Source organism: Bacillus sp. R86525 (genome assembly GCF_042466195.1).
Lineage (GTDB): Bacteria > Bacillota > Bacilli > Bacillales > Bacillaceae_G > Bacillus_A > Bacillus_A nitratireducens.
Map to the genome: position 1 here is coordinate 2036183 of NZ_JAXHPX010000007.1, position 16533 is coordinate 2052715.

The 16533-nt window shown below is 33.1% G+C and carries 14 protein-coding genes and 1 pseudogene; 9 read left to right on the top strand and 6 right to left on the bottom strand.

All coding sequences use genetic code 11. From position 1 onward, the window contains the following. Positions 1 to 24 precede the first annotated feature (24 nt). The 5 genes from SJY24_RS13065 to SJY24_RS13085 all read right to left on the bottom strand — a co-directional run bounded on the left by SJY24_RS13065 (position 25) and on the right by SJY24_RS13085 (position 4597). A complete protein-coding gene (locus tag SJY24_RS13065) occupies positions 25 to 213 on the bottom strand; it encodes a Phr family secreted Rap phosphatase inhibitor (RefSeq protein ID WP_377864904.1) in 189 nt (62 codons plus the stop codon). Next, the gene (locus SJY24_RS13070; RefSeq protein ID WP_377864905.1) at positions 210 to 1304 is read right to left on the bottom strand and encodes a response regulator aspartate phosphatase; all 1095 of its coding nucleotides are present in this window, start codon (positions 1302 to 1304) and stop codon (positions 210 to 212) included. The genes SJY24_RS13065 and SJY24_RS13070 overlap by 4 nt, the downstream gene beginning before the upstream one ends. A 276-nt stretch (positions 1305 to 1580) precedes the next feature. After that, a complete protein-coding gene (locus SJY24_RS13075; protein ID WP_377864906.1) occupies positions 1581 to 3047 on the bottom strand; it encodes a protein adenylyltransferase SelO in 1467 nt (488 codons plus the stop codon). A gap of 188 nt (positions 3048 to 3235) precedes the next feature. Beyond that, positions 3236 to 4234, bottom strand: a complete 999-nt coding sequence (locus tag SJY24_RS13080; protein WP_377864907.1) for an NADP-dependent oxidoreductase — start codon at positions 4232 to 4234, stop codon at positions 3236 to 3238. 18 nt (positions 4235 to 4252) lie between these two features. Next, positions 4253 to 4597 carry an ArsR/SmtB family transcription factor gene (locus tag SJY24_RS13085; protein ID WP_377864908.1) on the bottom strand — a complete coding sequence of 115 codons (345 nt, stop codon included), beginning with the start codon at positions 4595 to 4597 and terminating at the stop codon, positions 4253 to 4255. Positions 4598 to 5137: 540 nt separating this feature from the next. Here SJY24_RS13085 and SJY24_RS13090 point away from each other — a divergent pair. The 4 genes from SJY24_RS13090 to SJY24_RS13105 all read left to right on the top strand — a co-directional run bounded on the left by SJY24_RS13090 (position 5138) and on the right by SJY24_RS13105 (position 10528). After that, positions 5138 to 6754, top strand: coding sequence for an FAD-dependent oxidoreductase (locus tag SJY24_RS13090; protein ID WP_377864909.1), 1617 nt, complete (start codon positions 5138 to 5140; stop codon positions 6752 to 6754). Between the two features lie 213 nt (positions 6755 to 6967). Next, on the top strand, positions 6968 to 7552 hold the full coding sequence (locus SJY24_RS13095) for a TetR/AcrR family transcriptional regulator (protein ID WP_377864910.1): 585 nt from the start codon (positions 6968 to 6970) through the stop codon (positions 7550 to 7552). 58 nt (positions 7553 to 7610) lie between these two features. Next, on the top strand, positions 7611 to 9932 hold the full coding sequence (helD, locus tag SJY24_RS13100) for an RNA polymerase recycling motor HelD (RefSeq protein ID WP_377864911.1): 2322 nt from the start codon (positions 7611 to 7613) through the stop codon (positions 9930 to 9932). Further along, the gene (locus SJY24_RS13105; RefSeq protein WP_377864912.1) at positions 9932 to 10528 is read left to right on the top strand and encodes a hypothetical protein; all 597 of its coding nucleotides are present in this window, start codon (positions 9932 to 9934) and stop codon (positions 10526 to 10528) included. The genes helD and SJY24_RS13105 overlap by 1 nt, the downstream gene beginning before the upstream one ends. Before the next feature lie 235 nt (positions 10529 to 10763). Here the strand turns inward: SJY24_RS13105 and SJY24_RS13110 are convergent, their stop codons facing one another. Continuing rightward, entirely contained in the window at positions 10764 to 10991 is a 228-nt protein-coding gene (locus SJY24_RS13110) for a hypothetical protein (RefSeq protein WP_377864913.1), read from the bottom strand. 262 nt (positions 10992 to 11253) lie between these two features. Here SJY24_RS13110 and SJY24_RS13115 point away from each other — a divergent pair, with 262 nt between their 5' ends. The 5 genes and pseudogenes from SJY24_RS13115 to SJY24_RS13135 all read left to right on the top strand — a co-directional run bounded on the left by SJY24_RS13115 (position 11254) and on the right by SJY24_RS13135 (position 16491). Next, complete coding sequence (locus SJY24_RS13115; RefSeq protein WP_377864914.1) at positions 11254 to 12381, top strand: serine hydrolase domain-containing protein; 1128 nt, start codon at positions 11254 to 11256, stop codon at positions 12379 to 12381. Positions 12382 to 12680: 299 nt separating this feature from the next. Beyond that, the gene (locus SJY24_RS13120) at positions 12681 to 13838 is read left to right on the top strand and encodes an agmatine deiminase family protein (RefSeq protein WP_377864915.1); all 1158 of its coding nucleotides are present in this window, start codon (positions 12681 to 12683) and stop codon (positions 13836 to 13838) included. Between the two features lie 176 nt (positions 13839 to 14014). Beyond that, positions 14015 to 14218: pseudogene (locus SJY24_RS13125) on the top strand (phosphate-starvation-inducible protein PsiE); the annotation flags it as partial. Between the two features lie 133 nt (positions 14219 to 14351). Then, positions 14352 to 15284, top strand: a complete 933-nt coding sequence (locus SJY24_RS13130) for a bestrophin family protein (RefSeq protein WP_377864916.1) — start codon at positions 14352 to 14354, stop codon at positions 15282 to 15284. A 229-nt stretch (positions 15285 to 15513) separates the two neighbouring features. Beyond that, complete coding sequence (locus tag SJY24_RS13135) at positions 15514 to 16491, top strand: agmatine deiminase family protein (RefSeq protein ID WP_377864917.1); 978 nt, start codon at positions 15514 to 15516, stop codon at positions 16489 to 16491. Positions 16492 to 16533 lie beyond the last annotated feature (42 nt).

Consider the following 16533-nt stretch of genomic DNA (forward strand, 5'->3'; position numbering starts at 1 on the left):
TCTTAATTGAAGGTCTTTCATTTTTTAAAGTGCCTTTTCAGCTGTTGTTGTGTTGTAATCTTTACTTACGTCAACTGATTGAACAAAGTCAGGTCTTTGTGGTGCCGGGAAATCTGCATGACTTGCTTGATATGTAAATGAACCATTTATTCCAAGGGACACAATTCCGATGACAGATAATCCTAAAATAGCAGAACTAATTTTTTTAATCATTTTAATGCTCCTTTCTCAAATGTTTTTTCTTTTGCTTGTAACGCTTTATGAAAATATTCACTAGCCTTTACATGATTATTTTCATCATAAAGTTTGACGGCGAATTTCTCTGAATATTCTTGAGTGTAGTTATATAAAGATTCTTTGTCGAAATACGTAATTCCTTCAATAATAATTTTTTCTAAGTCTTCAGTTGAATCATTATTGCTTAAAGACTTTAAAATTTTAAAGTGGAGTATATATTCCTCATTATTTAGTTCTGTACAAAGCTTTAATCCTTTTGTAATAAATTCTTCTGCAATATTTGTTTCGCCAAGTTTAGAATGTTCTCGTGCTTGTAAGAAAATCGCTTTAAAATGGGTTGGCATTTTTGTTGTTACTTCAGATAAGTGACGAATAGCTAACGTTGATAGGTTTTGATTGGCATATAGCCAACCTAAGTTATTACGTACTCTTAAAAGTAAAGATTCTTCATTTTGTTTTTGTAAAACATTTATTGCTGAATTGTAGTGTTCTTCAGCTTGTTCGTATTGTCTTAATTGTACACAGGAGGCACCTAAAACGCTGTCACATGAAGCAACAGTTTTTTCATAATCTCTATGTGTGATAAGTACTTCTCGAGCTTTATTAGCATATTGAATCGCTTCAATAGGTTTATAAAAATGTTGATTAAAGATAGCGAATCGGTAATTAAATTCTGCTTCCTCTAGTTTATCTGAAATATTGACTAATAGTTTCTCAGCCTCTTCATAATGTTCACATGCTAAGTTATAATTTGTTGTTAAAGTAGCATAAATTCCTTTAAACAAATGATAATAATAAGAAAGTTGATTGTTAGAAGAGATAGAATAAGAATCAATTTTTTCAAAACTATCTTTTGTAATGCTTAAACTATCTGTTAAAATTTTATAGCGAAAATCTAGTAAGGAATAGTATAATGCTAAATTTTCGTCTTCTTTAAAGTCTAGTTCCTTTTCCTCAATTTCATGCTTTAAATTCTTCGCCTGTGAAACATCTTGCTTTAGCATAGCTAAATACCAATCATTAAATAATTTTGTAACTTGTTCATTACCTTGTAGTTGAACGTTCATAAAATCCCCTCACTTTTTGAATATTCTTATAAAATATATTATCAAAAATAACAATATTTAGAAATGGAGTTTTATATTTCTCAATATTTGTTTGGTAGATTTACTATTAAATAAATTGGAATAAAGATAGTTTTGATATTTAGTTTAAGGAAGGAGGGAGTGGAATATAGTAAGGGTAGCTAAAGAGTGATTCAGTCTGTTTATTTGGAAGGGAAATGTATAAAAAAGGTGCGTTCACACAATTTGTATGAACACACCTTTTTACATATGAAACAATCACGTCCCACAAAAAGTACGATAAGGACGATTCGACGGCGCTGGAGGCGTGCAGTAATCCGCTTGTTCTTGAGAATATTCATAAGGATTTGCTAAAGCTTGAAGAAGTTTCTCCATTACGCTATAGTCTCTATCTTTAACAGCTGCTTCTAGTGCTTCTTCTACTCTGTGGTTTCGAGGGATGATTACTGGGTTGTTATTTTTCATCAACTTGTAGGCATCATCTTGTGATTCTTTTTGTCTTTCTAACCGAGATTGCCATAGCTCGTACCATTCTTTAAATTCAGGACTTTCAAATAAAGGTGCATTTTCTAATATATTGTCAGCTAATGCACGGAATGTATTTGTATAATCAGCTTTATATTTTTCCATTGCTTTTAAAAGTTTCTCAATAAGTGATTGATCTTGCTCTTCATTGCTAAATAGTCCTAATTTCTTCTTCATTCCGAGGAACCAATCGTTTTCGTACTGCACACTGAACTTTGAAATTTTATCTTGTGCAATTTTTAGTGCTTCTTCTTCATCTTCATGTAGTATTGGTATTAAAGATTCAGCTAAACGTGCGAGATCCCATGCAGCCATATATGGTTGATTTCCGTATGCATAACGGCCTTGTGTGTCAATAGAGCTAAATACTGTTCCTTGATTATAATTATCCATAAAGGCACATGGACCGTAATCAATCGTTTCACCGCTAATCGTTATATTGTCAGTGTTCATTACGCCGTGAATGAAGCCAACGAGTTGCCATTTTGCGATAAGGCTTGCTTGTTTCTTAATGACTTCTTGTAGTAGTGCGACATATGGATTTTCAGTAGATTCAACCTCTGGATAATGTCTTTTTATCGTATAATCAGCTAAAGCTTTGAGATCTTCGATTGAGCCTCGAGCTGCGGCGTATTGGAATGTTCCAACGCGTATATGACTGCTTGCAACTCTAGTTAAAATAGCTCCAGGTAACTTCGTTTCGCGATAGATTGGCTCGCCAGTTGAGACTACTGCTAAACTGCGAGTAGTTGGAATATCAAGCGCGTACATCGCTTCACTAATAATATACTCACGTAGCATTGGACCGAGTGCAGCGCGGCCATCACCACGGCGCGAATATGGAGTTGGACCGGAACCTTTCAATTGAATATCAAACCGTTCGCCTGAAGGAGTAATTTGTTCTCCAATTAAAAGGGCACGACCATCTCCTAACATGTTGAAATGACCAAATTGGTGCCCAGCATACGCCTGAGCTAGTGGATGAGCTCCTTCTGGGATTTCGTTACCAGCTAAAATGGCAACTTCGGTTTCCTTTTTTAATTCCTCAGGAGTAAAGCCAAGAGATATTGCTAAAGAATTATTTAGTTTAATTAACTCCGGTGAGTGTACAGGAGTTGGGGGGATTTCTGTATAAAATGATTGTGGTAAAGTCGTATAACTATGTTCTAAATTCCAACCAGCTTCCTTATTTTTAGTCATTTTATCTCCACCTTTTTTGTATTTTGAATATGTATTTGTACGTATGTATTCTTTGTAAAGTTAACTAAAAGTATAATTTATTATTTACCCTTGCAATCTATTGTAAGGACTTCAGTGCATTGTGTCTATTTAACAGCAAATACAAAAACTCCATTTTTATAAAGATTGATTAAAATGGAGTTTTATTATTATTTGATTTTTACAATTATCTTTCCTTTTGCTCTTCCAGACTCTGAATATTCCATTGCTTTTTGAGTATCTTCAAAAGGGAAAATGAGATCGATTACAGGTTTGATTTGTCCAGATTCAATATACTTTGCAATTATACGTAATTGATCTCCGCTTGGTTTCATAAACAAAAACGAATATTGAGCATTATGTTTTTTTTCAAGTGCAGTAAGTTTTTTACTTGCTAATGAAAATAAGAGTGTTTTGAAAAATCCTGAGCCAAATTCTTTACCGAACCGAGCATTCGGCATTCCTGAAACGGAAACAATGTTCCCTTCGCTTTTTATAATATCGAATGATTTTTCAAGTGTTGTACCGCCAAGTGTATCAAATACCGCATCATAATTTTTCAGTATATCTTCAAACTTTTCTGTTTTGTAATTAATAATTTCATCTGCGCCAAGAGACTTTACTAAATTTTCACCAGCTTCACTAGCAGTTGTTTCAACAGTGGCACCCATTATTTTTGCTAACTGAATTGCGAAAGTACCAACACCGCCGGATCCAGCGTGAATCAAAATCTTTTGTCCTTTTTGTAATTGCATGATGTCATGTAATGCTTGATATGATGTTAAGCCAACCAGTGGAATCGACGCCGCTTCCTCAAAAGTTAAATTTTTCGGTTTTAAGGCTATATCATCTTCATGAATGGCTATATATTCCGCAAAAGTACCGATCTTATTTTTTCTTGGACGTGCATATATTTCATCATCAACTTTAAATTGAGTCACCTTAGTTCCGACTTTTACAATGACACCAGAAAAGTCATTACCAAGAATAAGGGGCATTTTATATTTAAGTAACAACTTCACTTTTCCATCGCGTATTTTAAAATCAATTGGGTTAATGCTAGCTGCATGAATTTCTGCGAGCACCTCATACTCATTTATTTCAGGGATGGGTATCTCAGTCATACGCATTGGAACTTTCCCGTACTTATCAATCACCATTGCTCTCATTTCTTATACCTCCAAATTTCAATAAAAGTTTTGCAGTAGCTTCTCAATATCTAATACAAGATTTTTTAATAATCCTAATTTTGTACGTATGTCAATATAATAAAAGTTCTTTGTGCCTTCTTTACGCATTAAAATAATACCAGCTTCTCGTAAAATCTTAAGGTGATGTGATACTGCTGGTCGAGAAAGGTGTGTTTGTTTAGTGATTTTTCCAACACGTAATCCAGTTTGACATTCTGTTTTCATTAGAACTAACAAAATAGCTTGACGTGTTTCATCACCAATTGCCACTAATACTTTTTGACAATTAATAAAATCTTCTTTAATAACATTTAATTGTTCTTGTTTATTCATTTCAATCACTTTACCTCCAATAAGTAGTCGAAAGGTTTAAGATGATGAACCATTATATCGATACGGTAATGCTACATGAATGTTGTATGTGCTGCAATATTGAGAAAGAAAATCGAGACGAATCAATCTTTACGTATTGAAAATTAGGGAGTATTTATTATAGGTAATAGAAAAAACATTGTAATTAATGGATTTTGAAGGTAGAAAATGATTTAACAATGCGTTGTCTGCGGGGGAAAGGGTAGCCATTTAACAATAAAATAAGCGGTCGTAACCTTGTATAATTTAAAAGGTTACGACCGCTTATAATGTTTTTATTATTTTTGATGTCTACATCAGAAAATAGTTCAACGTAAAGTCGCCTTCTTTTTTATCCTTTCATACACACACAAATTAAGTGAATTGTAGATGTATGAAAGGATAAAAGTAATTTGGGGCGTAATCTATCTATATGATAATTCAAAATGAAATATAAGTCTATATTTTTGTTGGTTTTTTGATTATATTTATGTCACTGAGCTCAGAAGAATATATGTGGAGGGAAAATATATGAAATCGAAACATGTACCAGTTTTAATTGTTGGAGGAGGATTATCAGGATTATCGTCTGCATTATTTCTTGCAAAACATAACATTGATTATTTACTTATTGAAAGGCATCCGTCTACTGCGATTCATCCGAAAGCAGGTGGAATCACTTTTCGTACGATGGAATTATTTCGAGAATTAGGTCTAGAAAAAAGGATTAGATTAGCTGGTAAAGCGTTAGAGAATTGTCGCGGAAGAATTGCGGTTCAAACAATAGCTGAGGTAAATAATGAAGAGGTGGAACAAAAAAGGGCGGCTCAGTACGAAAATAATGAAAATTTAGTTCGTAAAGTGGAAGAGATTAGCCCATCAAAACAAACTGCTTGTTATCAAATTACTTTAGAAGAGATGATGTTACAATACGGGCAAAAGTTAGGCGGAAATCTGTCTTTTAATCATGAACTGGTTTCTTATGAGCAAAATGAAAACGGGGTAATAGCAACTATTCGAAATCGTGACACGAAAGAAGAGAGTACTATTTATTGTGATTATGTAATCGCAGCAGATGGAGCGAAAAGTAAAATACGTGAACAGTTAGGTATTTTAACCGAAGGCCGTGGTACAATCGGTGGTTATTATATGAACATATATTTTGAAGCAGATTTAAGTGAATGTATTAAAGGAGACGCATTCGGTTTTACTATGATACTACATCCAGAAGTTCTTGGTGCGCTTATTCCGGTCGATAACGAAAGTAAATGGATTTATCATGTAGCTTATGATCCAGTAAAAGGGGAGCGATCAGAGGATTTCTCTATAGAACGCTGTAGACAAATTATTCAAACTGCAATTGGAAGTATGGATATTAAGCCAGAAATATTAAGTGTTTTACCGTGGGAAGCGAGTGAAAGTACAGCGGTAAAATTTCAGGACAATCGCATTTTTTTAGTTGGTGACTCGGCACATATTATGCCGCCTACAGGAGGATTCGGTTCAAATACAGGAATGCAAGATGCACATAATTTAGCTTGGAAATTGGCGGCTGTAATAAAAGGTCAAGCAAATCCAAAATTGTTAGAAACGTATCATGACGAGAGATACCCTGTTGCGAAATTAACGACGGACCATGCGAGTAGTATATTATTTCGTGCTGCGGGCAGAGAAGAAGGTAATTTGAGTAATATGGATAGTTTAGCTGTCACTGCTGGTTATCAGTATTGCTCAGAAGCAATTATAGACGAATGTAACACACCGCATAGAATGAATATAGTTGATTTGAACGGACGCCCGGGAACGCGTGCACCACATTTTTGGGGAACTTATGAAGGAAAAGAAGTTTCTATACTTGATCTATTTGGTAGCAACTTTGTGTTACTTACTGGAGCAGAGCCTAGTGCTTGGAATGAAGCTGCAAATGTTGTTTCATCTGGATTAGGAGTAAAGATAAAAGTGTATCAGGTAGGTTTAACTGGTGATTTTATCGATCAAGGTAACTTTTTTAGAAAACTATACGGGATAGAAAATGGAGGAGCGGTAGTAATAAGACCAGATGGATTTATTGGATGGCGTACGGAAAATGAGGTAGCAAAGCCGGGTATATTACTTGAAGAGATAATGAATCGTTTATTATGTAATTAAATATAAAACCACTGCTTGTATTTCAAAAGCGGTGGTTTTATTGCTTACAACTTACAAAAATAAAATATTGTAAGTTGTGAGCAGATGTGCTAATCTTATAACCTACTTGAAAGATGAATTTTTTTGATTGCAACTTACAAATAATAAAAAATGTAAGTTGTTGAAATAAGAGAAGATAATTTTATTATGTAAATAAAATGGACGGTGAGAAAAATGACAGAAAAAGCATTAACGAGAAATGTTGTTTTGGATGCAGCGGAAAAGGAATTGATTAAATATGGATGGAGTAGGACGACACTCGTTAGTATTGCGAAATCGCTTGATGTTAGTCATGCAGCTTTATACTCTTATTTTCGTAGTAAGGCAGCACTTCGCGACGCTATTTTGGAAAGATGGTTATTAAAGTATTCGGATCAACTTGAGAAAATTAGTGAGAAAGACGGAGAAACAGCAGTGATTTTACAAGAGTGGTTCTTATGTTTGTTCCAACTTAAACAGAAAGAGTTACTGGAAAATGAAGAGCTATTTACATTGAATAGTTCGTTAGTGCAGCAAAAGAATGCTGTTATCCAAAAACACGAAGAAAGATTAGTTAGGCAACTGGAGAAGGTTATAAATCAAGGGATAGAGCGTAACGAGATTGAAAAACAAGACAGTTTATTTTTAGCGCATACGATTTTTGGACTCCTATCATCGTTTTATCATCCTGCTTTTTCTGAGCGATGGAAAGAAGAGAAGATAAACGAAGAATTTCAAAAGTCATGGGAAATTGTTGCGCGTGGTATTTTTCAAAAGTAAAGAACTTCGTATCATATAAGGCTTTCAATCAGGAAACGTAATGAGAAGGGGAGATTATATGAGTCATTATAAAGAAGAACAACAACGTGTAAATGTAGTCATTGAAAAAGTGGACGAGGAACTGAAAGAACTGGATAGCCGAGTTGGTTCGGTGAAGTCTGAAATTGTAAATATAAGAAAAAATTTTTGGGAAGATGTAAAAGTAAATATAGATAATATTAAAGAGGCGGTTGAAACGGCGGCCAGTATTAGGCAAGAGGCCGAGATTCTTTCAGAAAGGGAGCATACCCATCGCCATGCGAAAAATGAATATAATCTTTTAAGGAAAATAAAAGATACACCGTACTTTGGAAGAATTGATTTTAAAGAAGAACAAGAGGCGGATACTGATGAGATCTATATTGGTATCGGCTCTTTTTATGATAAAGAGACAGATGAATTTTTAGTATATGATTGGCGCGCACCTATTTCTAGTCTTTATTACGATTATTCTTTAGGAAGTGCAAAGTATATAGCGCCAATGGGGACAATATCAGGTGATGTACTTTTGAAACGTCAATATATTATCCGGAATGGTAACATTCAAAGTATGTTCGATACAGGTGTAACGATAGGGGATGAACTACTTCAAGAAGCGCTAGGAAGAAATGCAAGTGAACAAATGAAAAGTATTGTAGCGACAATTCAAAAGGAACAAAACAAAATTATTCGAAACGATAAAAGTGATGTATTACTTGTGCAAGGGACGGCTGGAAGTGGAAAAACTTCAGCAGCTCTGCAACGGGTTGCGTATTTATTATATCGTTACCGCGGGACAGTAAACGTGGATCAAATTTTGCTATTTTCTCCGAATGAGTTGTTCAATAGCTATATTGCTAACGTCTTACCAGAGCTTGGTGAGGAAAATATGCAGCAAACGACTTTTCAGGCGTATGTGGAGCATATGATCAGCAAAAGTTTTATTGTAGAAGATTCTTTTTCACAGCTAGAATACATGTTAACGAAAGAACAGGAAAACATGTATGAAACGAGGCTAAAAGGAATTCAATATAAATCATCGATTGAATTTATGGGACTGATTGAGAAATATGCGAGAAGTCTAAGTGAAAAAGGACTAGGTTTTCATGATGTCACATTTAAAGGTGAAGTGCTGATTGAGGCAAGAACGATATATGATTATTTTTATGCGCTAGAAACGTCTATTTCCATACCGAATCGAATGCAGCTTACAGCGGAATGGATTCGTAAGAAGATAAATGAATTTGAAAAGAAAGAAGCGAAAAAAGACTGGGTAGAACAAGAAATTCAGTATTTAAATAAAGAAGATTACAATCATTTTTATGAAAAATTAGAGAAGGATAACCAATTTGATTATTATGAACAGGAACATGAATTATTAACGAAATATGTAGTGAGAAAACATTTTCGTTCATTGCGAAGAAAGGTAAAATCTTTAGCTTTTGTAAATCATTCTGCAATATTTCAGCAGTTCTTTGAAACGGTTCAGAAAGATGTTTTTGTACCAGAGGGTTGGGAAGAGATATGTAAACAAACAGTAAATCGGTTGGTGAGAAAACAATTAGCGTATGAAGATGCAGCGCCGTATTTGTTTTTAAAAGAATTAATTGAAGGATTTAAAACGAATCACCTTGTGAAATTTGTATTTATTGATGAAGTACAAGATTATACACCATTTCAGTTAGCGTTTATGAAGCGGCTGTTTCCTAAGGCGAAATGGACAATGCTTGGGGATGTAAATCAAAACATTTTCGCTCATGCTAGTAATAGAGGAACAAATATAATTTCAACGTTGTTTGCAAATAGCAAAGTAGAAACCATTCAGTTAAATCGTAGTTATCGCTCAGCAAAACCTATTATTGAACTTACAAAACATATCATTCCGAACGGGAAAGAAATCGAAGCTTTTAATCGGGATGGTAAGAAGCCGTTATGTATAAAAGTGAGTGATGAACAAGAGCGTGTGGAAAGTATCATTGATAAAGCAAGAGATTTGCAAGAGAAAGGTTATAAATCAATTGCGATCATTTGTAAAACAAATGAAGAATGTATGAAGGCTATGGAGTTAATAGGGGATAAATTAGACTACCATCTTGTGCAGAAAGAAAATACGACTTATGAGAAGGGCGTTGTTATTATTCCTGCTTATTTAGCGAAAGGGATAGAGTTCGACGCTGTTATTATATTTGATGCTTCAAGTGATATTTACAGTAAAGAATCTGAACGGAATTTATTTTATGTAGCAAGTACACGAGCGATGCATGAATTATATGTATATTATGCAGGAGAGATTACGACAATGCTTTCGAAAGTACCGAAAGCATTATTTCAAAACGAAACGAGTAAAGGGAGAGATGCTTAATGGCTAATCAATTAAATGCTTTTCAAAACTGTAGTAAGGAAGTTTTAATGTTATTACCAATTCCGAAGTATGTAAAATTAGTGCATGAGCATGAAGAACTACGTGACGGTGTAAATGTTGAAATTCAGCGTTATCAAGCAGAAGAACCACTGAATTATGGTGGCTCTCATATAACAACTATTACTTCTCAAAAGGATAAGCATCTTTTAAGTTATACGAATATGATGCCAGTATACTCTAATAAACTACCTCATAAGGATGAGACAGAGAAAATAGCGATGGATGTAATGGAAAAGGTTGATCGACAATATGCAAAGGGCCTAACTTTACTTCGTATAGAAAAGCAAACGAGACATTATGTTGATGGGGGACAAACTGTGGAGTTTCCTGTTCTATGGATAAAGATGATGCATAATAACGGAAGTTTTAACTGGGTGACAATTGGTGGTGACGGACAAATCATTGAATTTGAGCGGGAAGTACGCTGGGATTATATGATGAGTCGTCGCCAAACAGAAATGTGGTATTACGATGAGTGGGTATTAGCACGAATGGGGAAAGGACCACAATTATTGCCGCCAGCTGCTTTAGCTTAATATGTAATAGGTAGGACTCTATGATAATATACCGCTAGCAATATTGTATTTATATAATAAACTGCACATAAAGGACTGAGAAATATGAGAAGAAAAGGTTATTTTATAGACAATGAGAGTAAACGAATATTAAAAATGTAAATCTTTTATAAAGAAAATCTAAAGAAATGTCATGGGAGTGACATTTCTTTTTTAATATGCTGTATAATCAATTTAGAAATGAGATTCGTTTTCATTAACGCTCATTTCCTCTTTTGAAATTACCTGTAATTTTAGCCATAATAAGTTGTTTTTCGTTTTCGTTATTTGCCCGATTTATTTTGTTTAAAAATTTGTCAGCATCATTTCCTTTTAAAATCATAATTTGTTTTCCGTAATATTCAATTGAAACTATATCGTTTTTTGTTACTCGATAATGAAACATCATATCATCTAAACGATTGCGTTTATCGGTCTTTTTCAAATTGCCACCTCCATTTTTGTTAATGTGTAACGAATGTTACATAAAAAATTTAAATTAAAGTTGGATCTATCCGATTGTAAGGTGGAAATTTTGTAAAAAAGAACTACAATAGAGAGTAGTTAAAATTTGAAGGTTAGAAAAAAGGAATCTAGTTTACTATGAGGAATAATAGAGTAGATAGATTATAAAATATTTAAAAATAAAAAGATATAGAATAGAATGGAAAAGTATAAAGTGAAACTAGATAAAAGAGGGTTCCCATATGTTTAAGAAATGGTTAATCGTTTTCTTTGTTTGTGCTATTTTTTGTGGGAGTGTCGCTGCACTCATACATGCAAATAAAGAAAAGAAATATAGTTTGAAGGCATTTTCAAACTTTGAAGATAAGGTTGGGAATAATCAACCGAAAGTTGATGCGAATCAGCAAAAACGTTATGATATTGCAGCAACGAAACTCGATCAATATTTAAAAGATAAAGGATTTAACGGAACGGTTCTCGTAACGGATAAAAATAATGTAGTTTTACGAAAAGGCTACGGATATGCGAATATAAAAGATAAACTTTTAACAACGCCAAGAACAAAATATCGCATCGGTTCCATAACAAAAACAGTAGTTGCAATATCTATATTACAGCTAAGAGAAAAAGGGAAATTAAATATAGAGGATAATGTGAATAAATATATTCCGTCGTTTCCGGCAGATAAAAATATTACGTTAAGAAATTTGTTAACACACACTTCCGGATTGCCAGAGCAGGGACAAGGTGGTGTTGATGCAGCATCACGCTTAAAGTTAGTAACATGGATTGGATCACAAAAGCTTGAATTTCCTGCAGGAACGGGATGGAGATATACAGATTATAATTATATGGTGCTTGCGTATATTGTAGAAAAGTTATCGAATAAACCGCTTTCTGAATATGTGAAAGAAAATATTTTTACTCCTGTTGGGATGTATGAATCTGGGATGGGGGCAACTTTTCCTGGAGATATGTTTTTAGCAACAGGGTATACAAAAAAAGATAATGAGTTAGTAACTACGCCTCGTTTACGAATGAATTGGCTATATGGTTGTGGTGAAATGTACACTACTGTTGATGATATGAAAAGGTTAGATGAGGCAATTATGGATGGTAAGCTACTTTCTAAACAAAATTTATTAGATATGTTTACTGTATCACCCGCTAGGAAGTATGGATTTAGTTTCTACATTAATGCAGATTATAATCATAATCATGGAGTATTAGCTGGATGGAACACATTTAATAATTTTAATGGAGATAAACGAATTTTTGTGATTCTTTTCTCTAACGTACAAAATGGAATGAATGATGCATTTAATCAAGAGTTTAGAAAGATGGCGAAAGATTTAATAGAAGGAAAATAATTATTTAAAAATCGGTATTGATATAAAATTATCAATACCGATTTTTTTATTTAGTAATGCTTTATTTAGTGAACAACATGTATGAGAGGGGATTAATATTAGAATAAATTTATGAAGGAAGTTAAATGATATTAATGTTAAATATAGGGAATTTATTTTGTGAATGTCATCTATTTGTATTGAAATTATGTGATTATCATGCAAAAGAATAATTGGTAATTTTTACATTGATGAAAAAGCTTGAGCTTAACACTATGTTAAGCCTTACATTATTGTAGACATGAACAGGAGGTTGAAAAATGAAAAAAGTAGTAAAGTTTTGTTTAATAGCTACATTATCAATAACGATTATTAGTGGATGTTCTTTTGAAGGGAATAATGAAAATGTCAAAGGGAAAGAGGATAAAAAAGTAGAGGTACAGAAAAACGCTGGAAAATATACGATGCCGGATGAAAAAGATAAACATGAAGGTACATGGCTACAATGGCCTCATGAATACACATATGGTCAAGAGTATAAACAAGAAGTCGAACCTATTTGGATTAAGATGGCAAGTGCTTTAACTGAGGGTGAAAAAGTTCACATTGTTGCATATGATGAGGAGGAGAAAGAGCGAATCAATAAGCTTTTAATAGATAAAGGGCTGAATATGGATAAAGTTGATTTCTTTATCGCTCCTACAGATGATGTGTGGGCAAGAGATAGTGGACCGATTTTTGTTTATGACAATAATAAAAATCTAAAAATATTAGATCCAGCATTTAATGGTTGGGGAAAGAAAACTCCTTATAAAAATGATGCCCGTATACGTGAGAATGTTAGTAAACAATTAGGGATTGAAAGAATTGATTGGGGGGGATTTGTCCTTGAAGGTGGCGCAATTGAATTAGACAGCAATGGGACTGCTTTATTAACTCGAAGCGCAGTAACGAATAAAAATAGAAATCCTGATTTATCAGAAGAGGAAATTGAAAAATATATAAGTGACCTTGGGGTGACAAACTTTATTTGGTTAGATGGAGTGCCTAATTTAGATATTACTGATTTTCATATTGATGGATTTGCTAAATTTCATGATAAATCTACAATCGTAACGATGGCAGAAAATGACTTGGCTGAATGGGGCTTGTCAAACAAAGATATGGATAAATTGTTAGATGCAAAAAATGCTTCAGGGCAGAAATATAAGTATGAATACTTACCGCTTAGTAAAGATAAAGTTACTTTAGAAGATGGAAAAACTCTTGATTATAAAGGGTCGTATATCAATTATTATATTGGAAATAAAGTTGTATTGGTGCCTAACTATAACGATCCAAATGACAAAATCGCAAACGATACGATTCAGAAGTTATATCCGGATCGTAAAGTAGTGGGAATTGATGTGAGAGAACTTTATAAAAATGGCGGAATGATCCATTGTGTGACACAGCAACAACCGATTCAATTGAAGTAATCGATTATAGTTTTGTTATGTTGCTTTACAGACAAAATAGGTGAAATGCTATCTTTACTTATTTTGTCTTGTTTTAACATCTGTAACAAGAATGGAATGTATAATTTTAATGTAATGATAATTAAATGAAAGTATATTGTCATTATTGTTTTATATGGAAAAGGAGAAAAATCTTTGTGTTAAAGAATTTAAAGAGAGTATTTTCGTTTTTCCCTATCGTTCTACAGTACATTATAAATGTAGCTTTGATCTGTTTGGGAATTGTTTTAAGTGTGTTTCTTATGAAAGAAGTCATTCAATTTATACAAGAACTGAAATTGAGTGGTGAGGAATCTAGTTATCATTTAATTGATAGCATTGTCGTATTCTTTTTATCTTTTGGTAAAAAGGAGTAATGGTATTGAAAGAAATAATCTTAACCAGTTTCATAATAATAGGGTTTATGATTCTACTATTTAATTGTATACTTTCATAATTTAAAGAAAGTTAATAAAGAAAGAGGTTTTTGTAAATATGGTACATTACAATAATCAAAATAGTTCACATCAAATATTTACATTAAAGGGAACGGTTATAAGAGATATTTTCCCGCAAGTTTTATTATATATATGTGTTTCAACGATAGTAACTGTGATTCATTATTATTATGTAGAAATAAAAATGAATCAAACTCCTTGGGTAATTGTTGGAGGGGCTTTAGGTCTACTGTTAGTTTTTCGTACTAACACTGCTTATGATAGGTATTGGGAAGGTAGAAAGTTATTTGGCACGGTTGGTGCTTGTACTAGAAATTTGGCAGTTAGTTTTTTATGTTATTGGGAGTCTGAAGGGAAAAAGACGGATCAGGAAAAATTAAAATTTTTACATTTGTTAATTGCTTTTCCAAAGATAGCGAAAGGACATTTGAGAGACGAAAAAGATTTATCCGAAATAAAAGCATTGTTTGATATTTGTTCTGAGAAGGAAAAAGAGATGTTGGCTGAGTCTATTCATTTACCGATTAGTATAGTTTTTATGTTAAAAACTATACTATCAAAAGGTTTAAAAACGGGTCAAATTCACCCAAATACAATAATTAATATGGAAGCTGATTTGAATACTCTGCTCACGGCTGTGGGTGGATGTGATCGGATCAAAACAACGCCTATTCCTTTTGCATATTTTGCTCATATTAAAATTTTACTGCTCATATTTTGTGGGACTTTACCGATTGGCCTTGTTGATAGTCTTGGATGGTTTACAGTACTTGCAACTACGTTTATAAGTTTTGCATTTATAGGGATTGAAGCAATAGGGGTTGAAATTGAGGATCCATTTGGTCAGGATCCAAATGATCTTCCGCTAGAAGGGATTTGCATAGAGGTAGAAACGCATTTAGTGAATTTATATAATCAAAACGCCCTGTTAGAAGTAATGGATTTGAATCTTGATAAAAAAATCATCTAATCCGTCATTGTGTACGACGATTAAAATTTAAAAATCTTGTCAAGAGTCAGTTTACCGCTTAATGACGGCTTTATATTTTTTATATAAATATATAATATTTCTCCGTGCTATAATCCATTCATGAAATGTGCACGTTTCAAAAATTGTAATGAAAAGAGAAATAAATTGGGGAATAGTTCGCTTATTGAAAACAGTTATTCAATCATTATTAAAAAGCGAGGTAAATAATATGGAACAAAAACATAATGGAATTATTTTTAGTGCAATACCAGATAAATCGAATGAATATTATCGACCATTTTATGAAGACATTATTTATTTTAATGAATACTTAAATGAAAATAAAGCATTTACCGATCAACTTATATCTTTATCTGTTGAAGAGCAAGACTTTCATACAAGCTTTTTTGAGTATGATGATATTTGGCTAAGAGATGTTGCACCAGTTGTCACAAATCATTTAGTTAAATTTAAATATCAACCAAATTACTTACCGAAAGATCAATGGAGATATTTAGATCAACAATTTAATAAATGGTTGAAAAAGAACGACTTTGAATATGTGAAATCTCCATTGATATTAGACGGTGGAAATCTTATTTGGAATAAAAAAGATACTGTTATATTAACGGAACGCATATTTGATGATAATTATGATTGGACGGAAGAAGAAATTATAGAGCAACTGGAATGGGATTTAGATGTGAGTCGGGTTATTATTATTCCTGCTGAAGAAGGAGATGTACTTGCACACGCAGACGGAATGGTTAAATTTATTGATGAGCATACAATGTTTATTAGTGATTTTTTAGGAGACCGTGAATTTAGATATAATGTTCAAGAGATTATTCAAGAGCAAATGCCAGAGGCTGAATTTATAGTTGTTCCTTCGTCATATACAGAGAAGGGTCAATACGATGAAGAGATAGCGTCAGCAAAAGGTTTATATATAAATATGTTAGAAACATGTGATACGCTTTACGTTCCTAAGTTTGGATTAGCTAAAGATGAGGAAGTTTTACGATATATTCAACAGCATACGGAGAAACAAGTTATTCAAAGTCATGTAGGAGAAATATCGACAATGGGAGGCGCGATGAATTGTTTAACGTGGTATTGTCCTAGTCATTTGTTACCTTCAAAAATGAAAAGGCTGAACGATCAGAATGAAGGTTCTTCAATCAGAAAAATATTTGATTGGTTTTAATAAATAAGCTTATATAAGAAAATGTATTCAAGGGGTATTTAT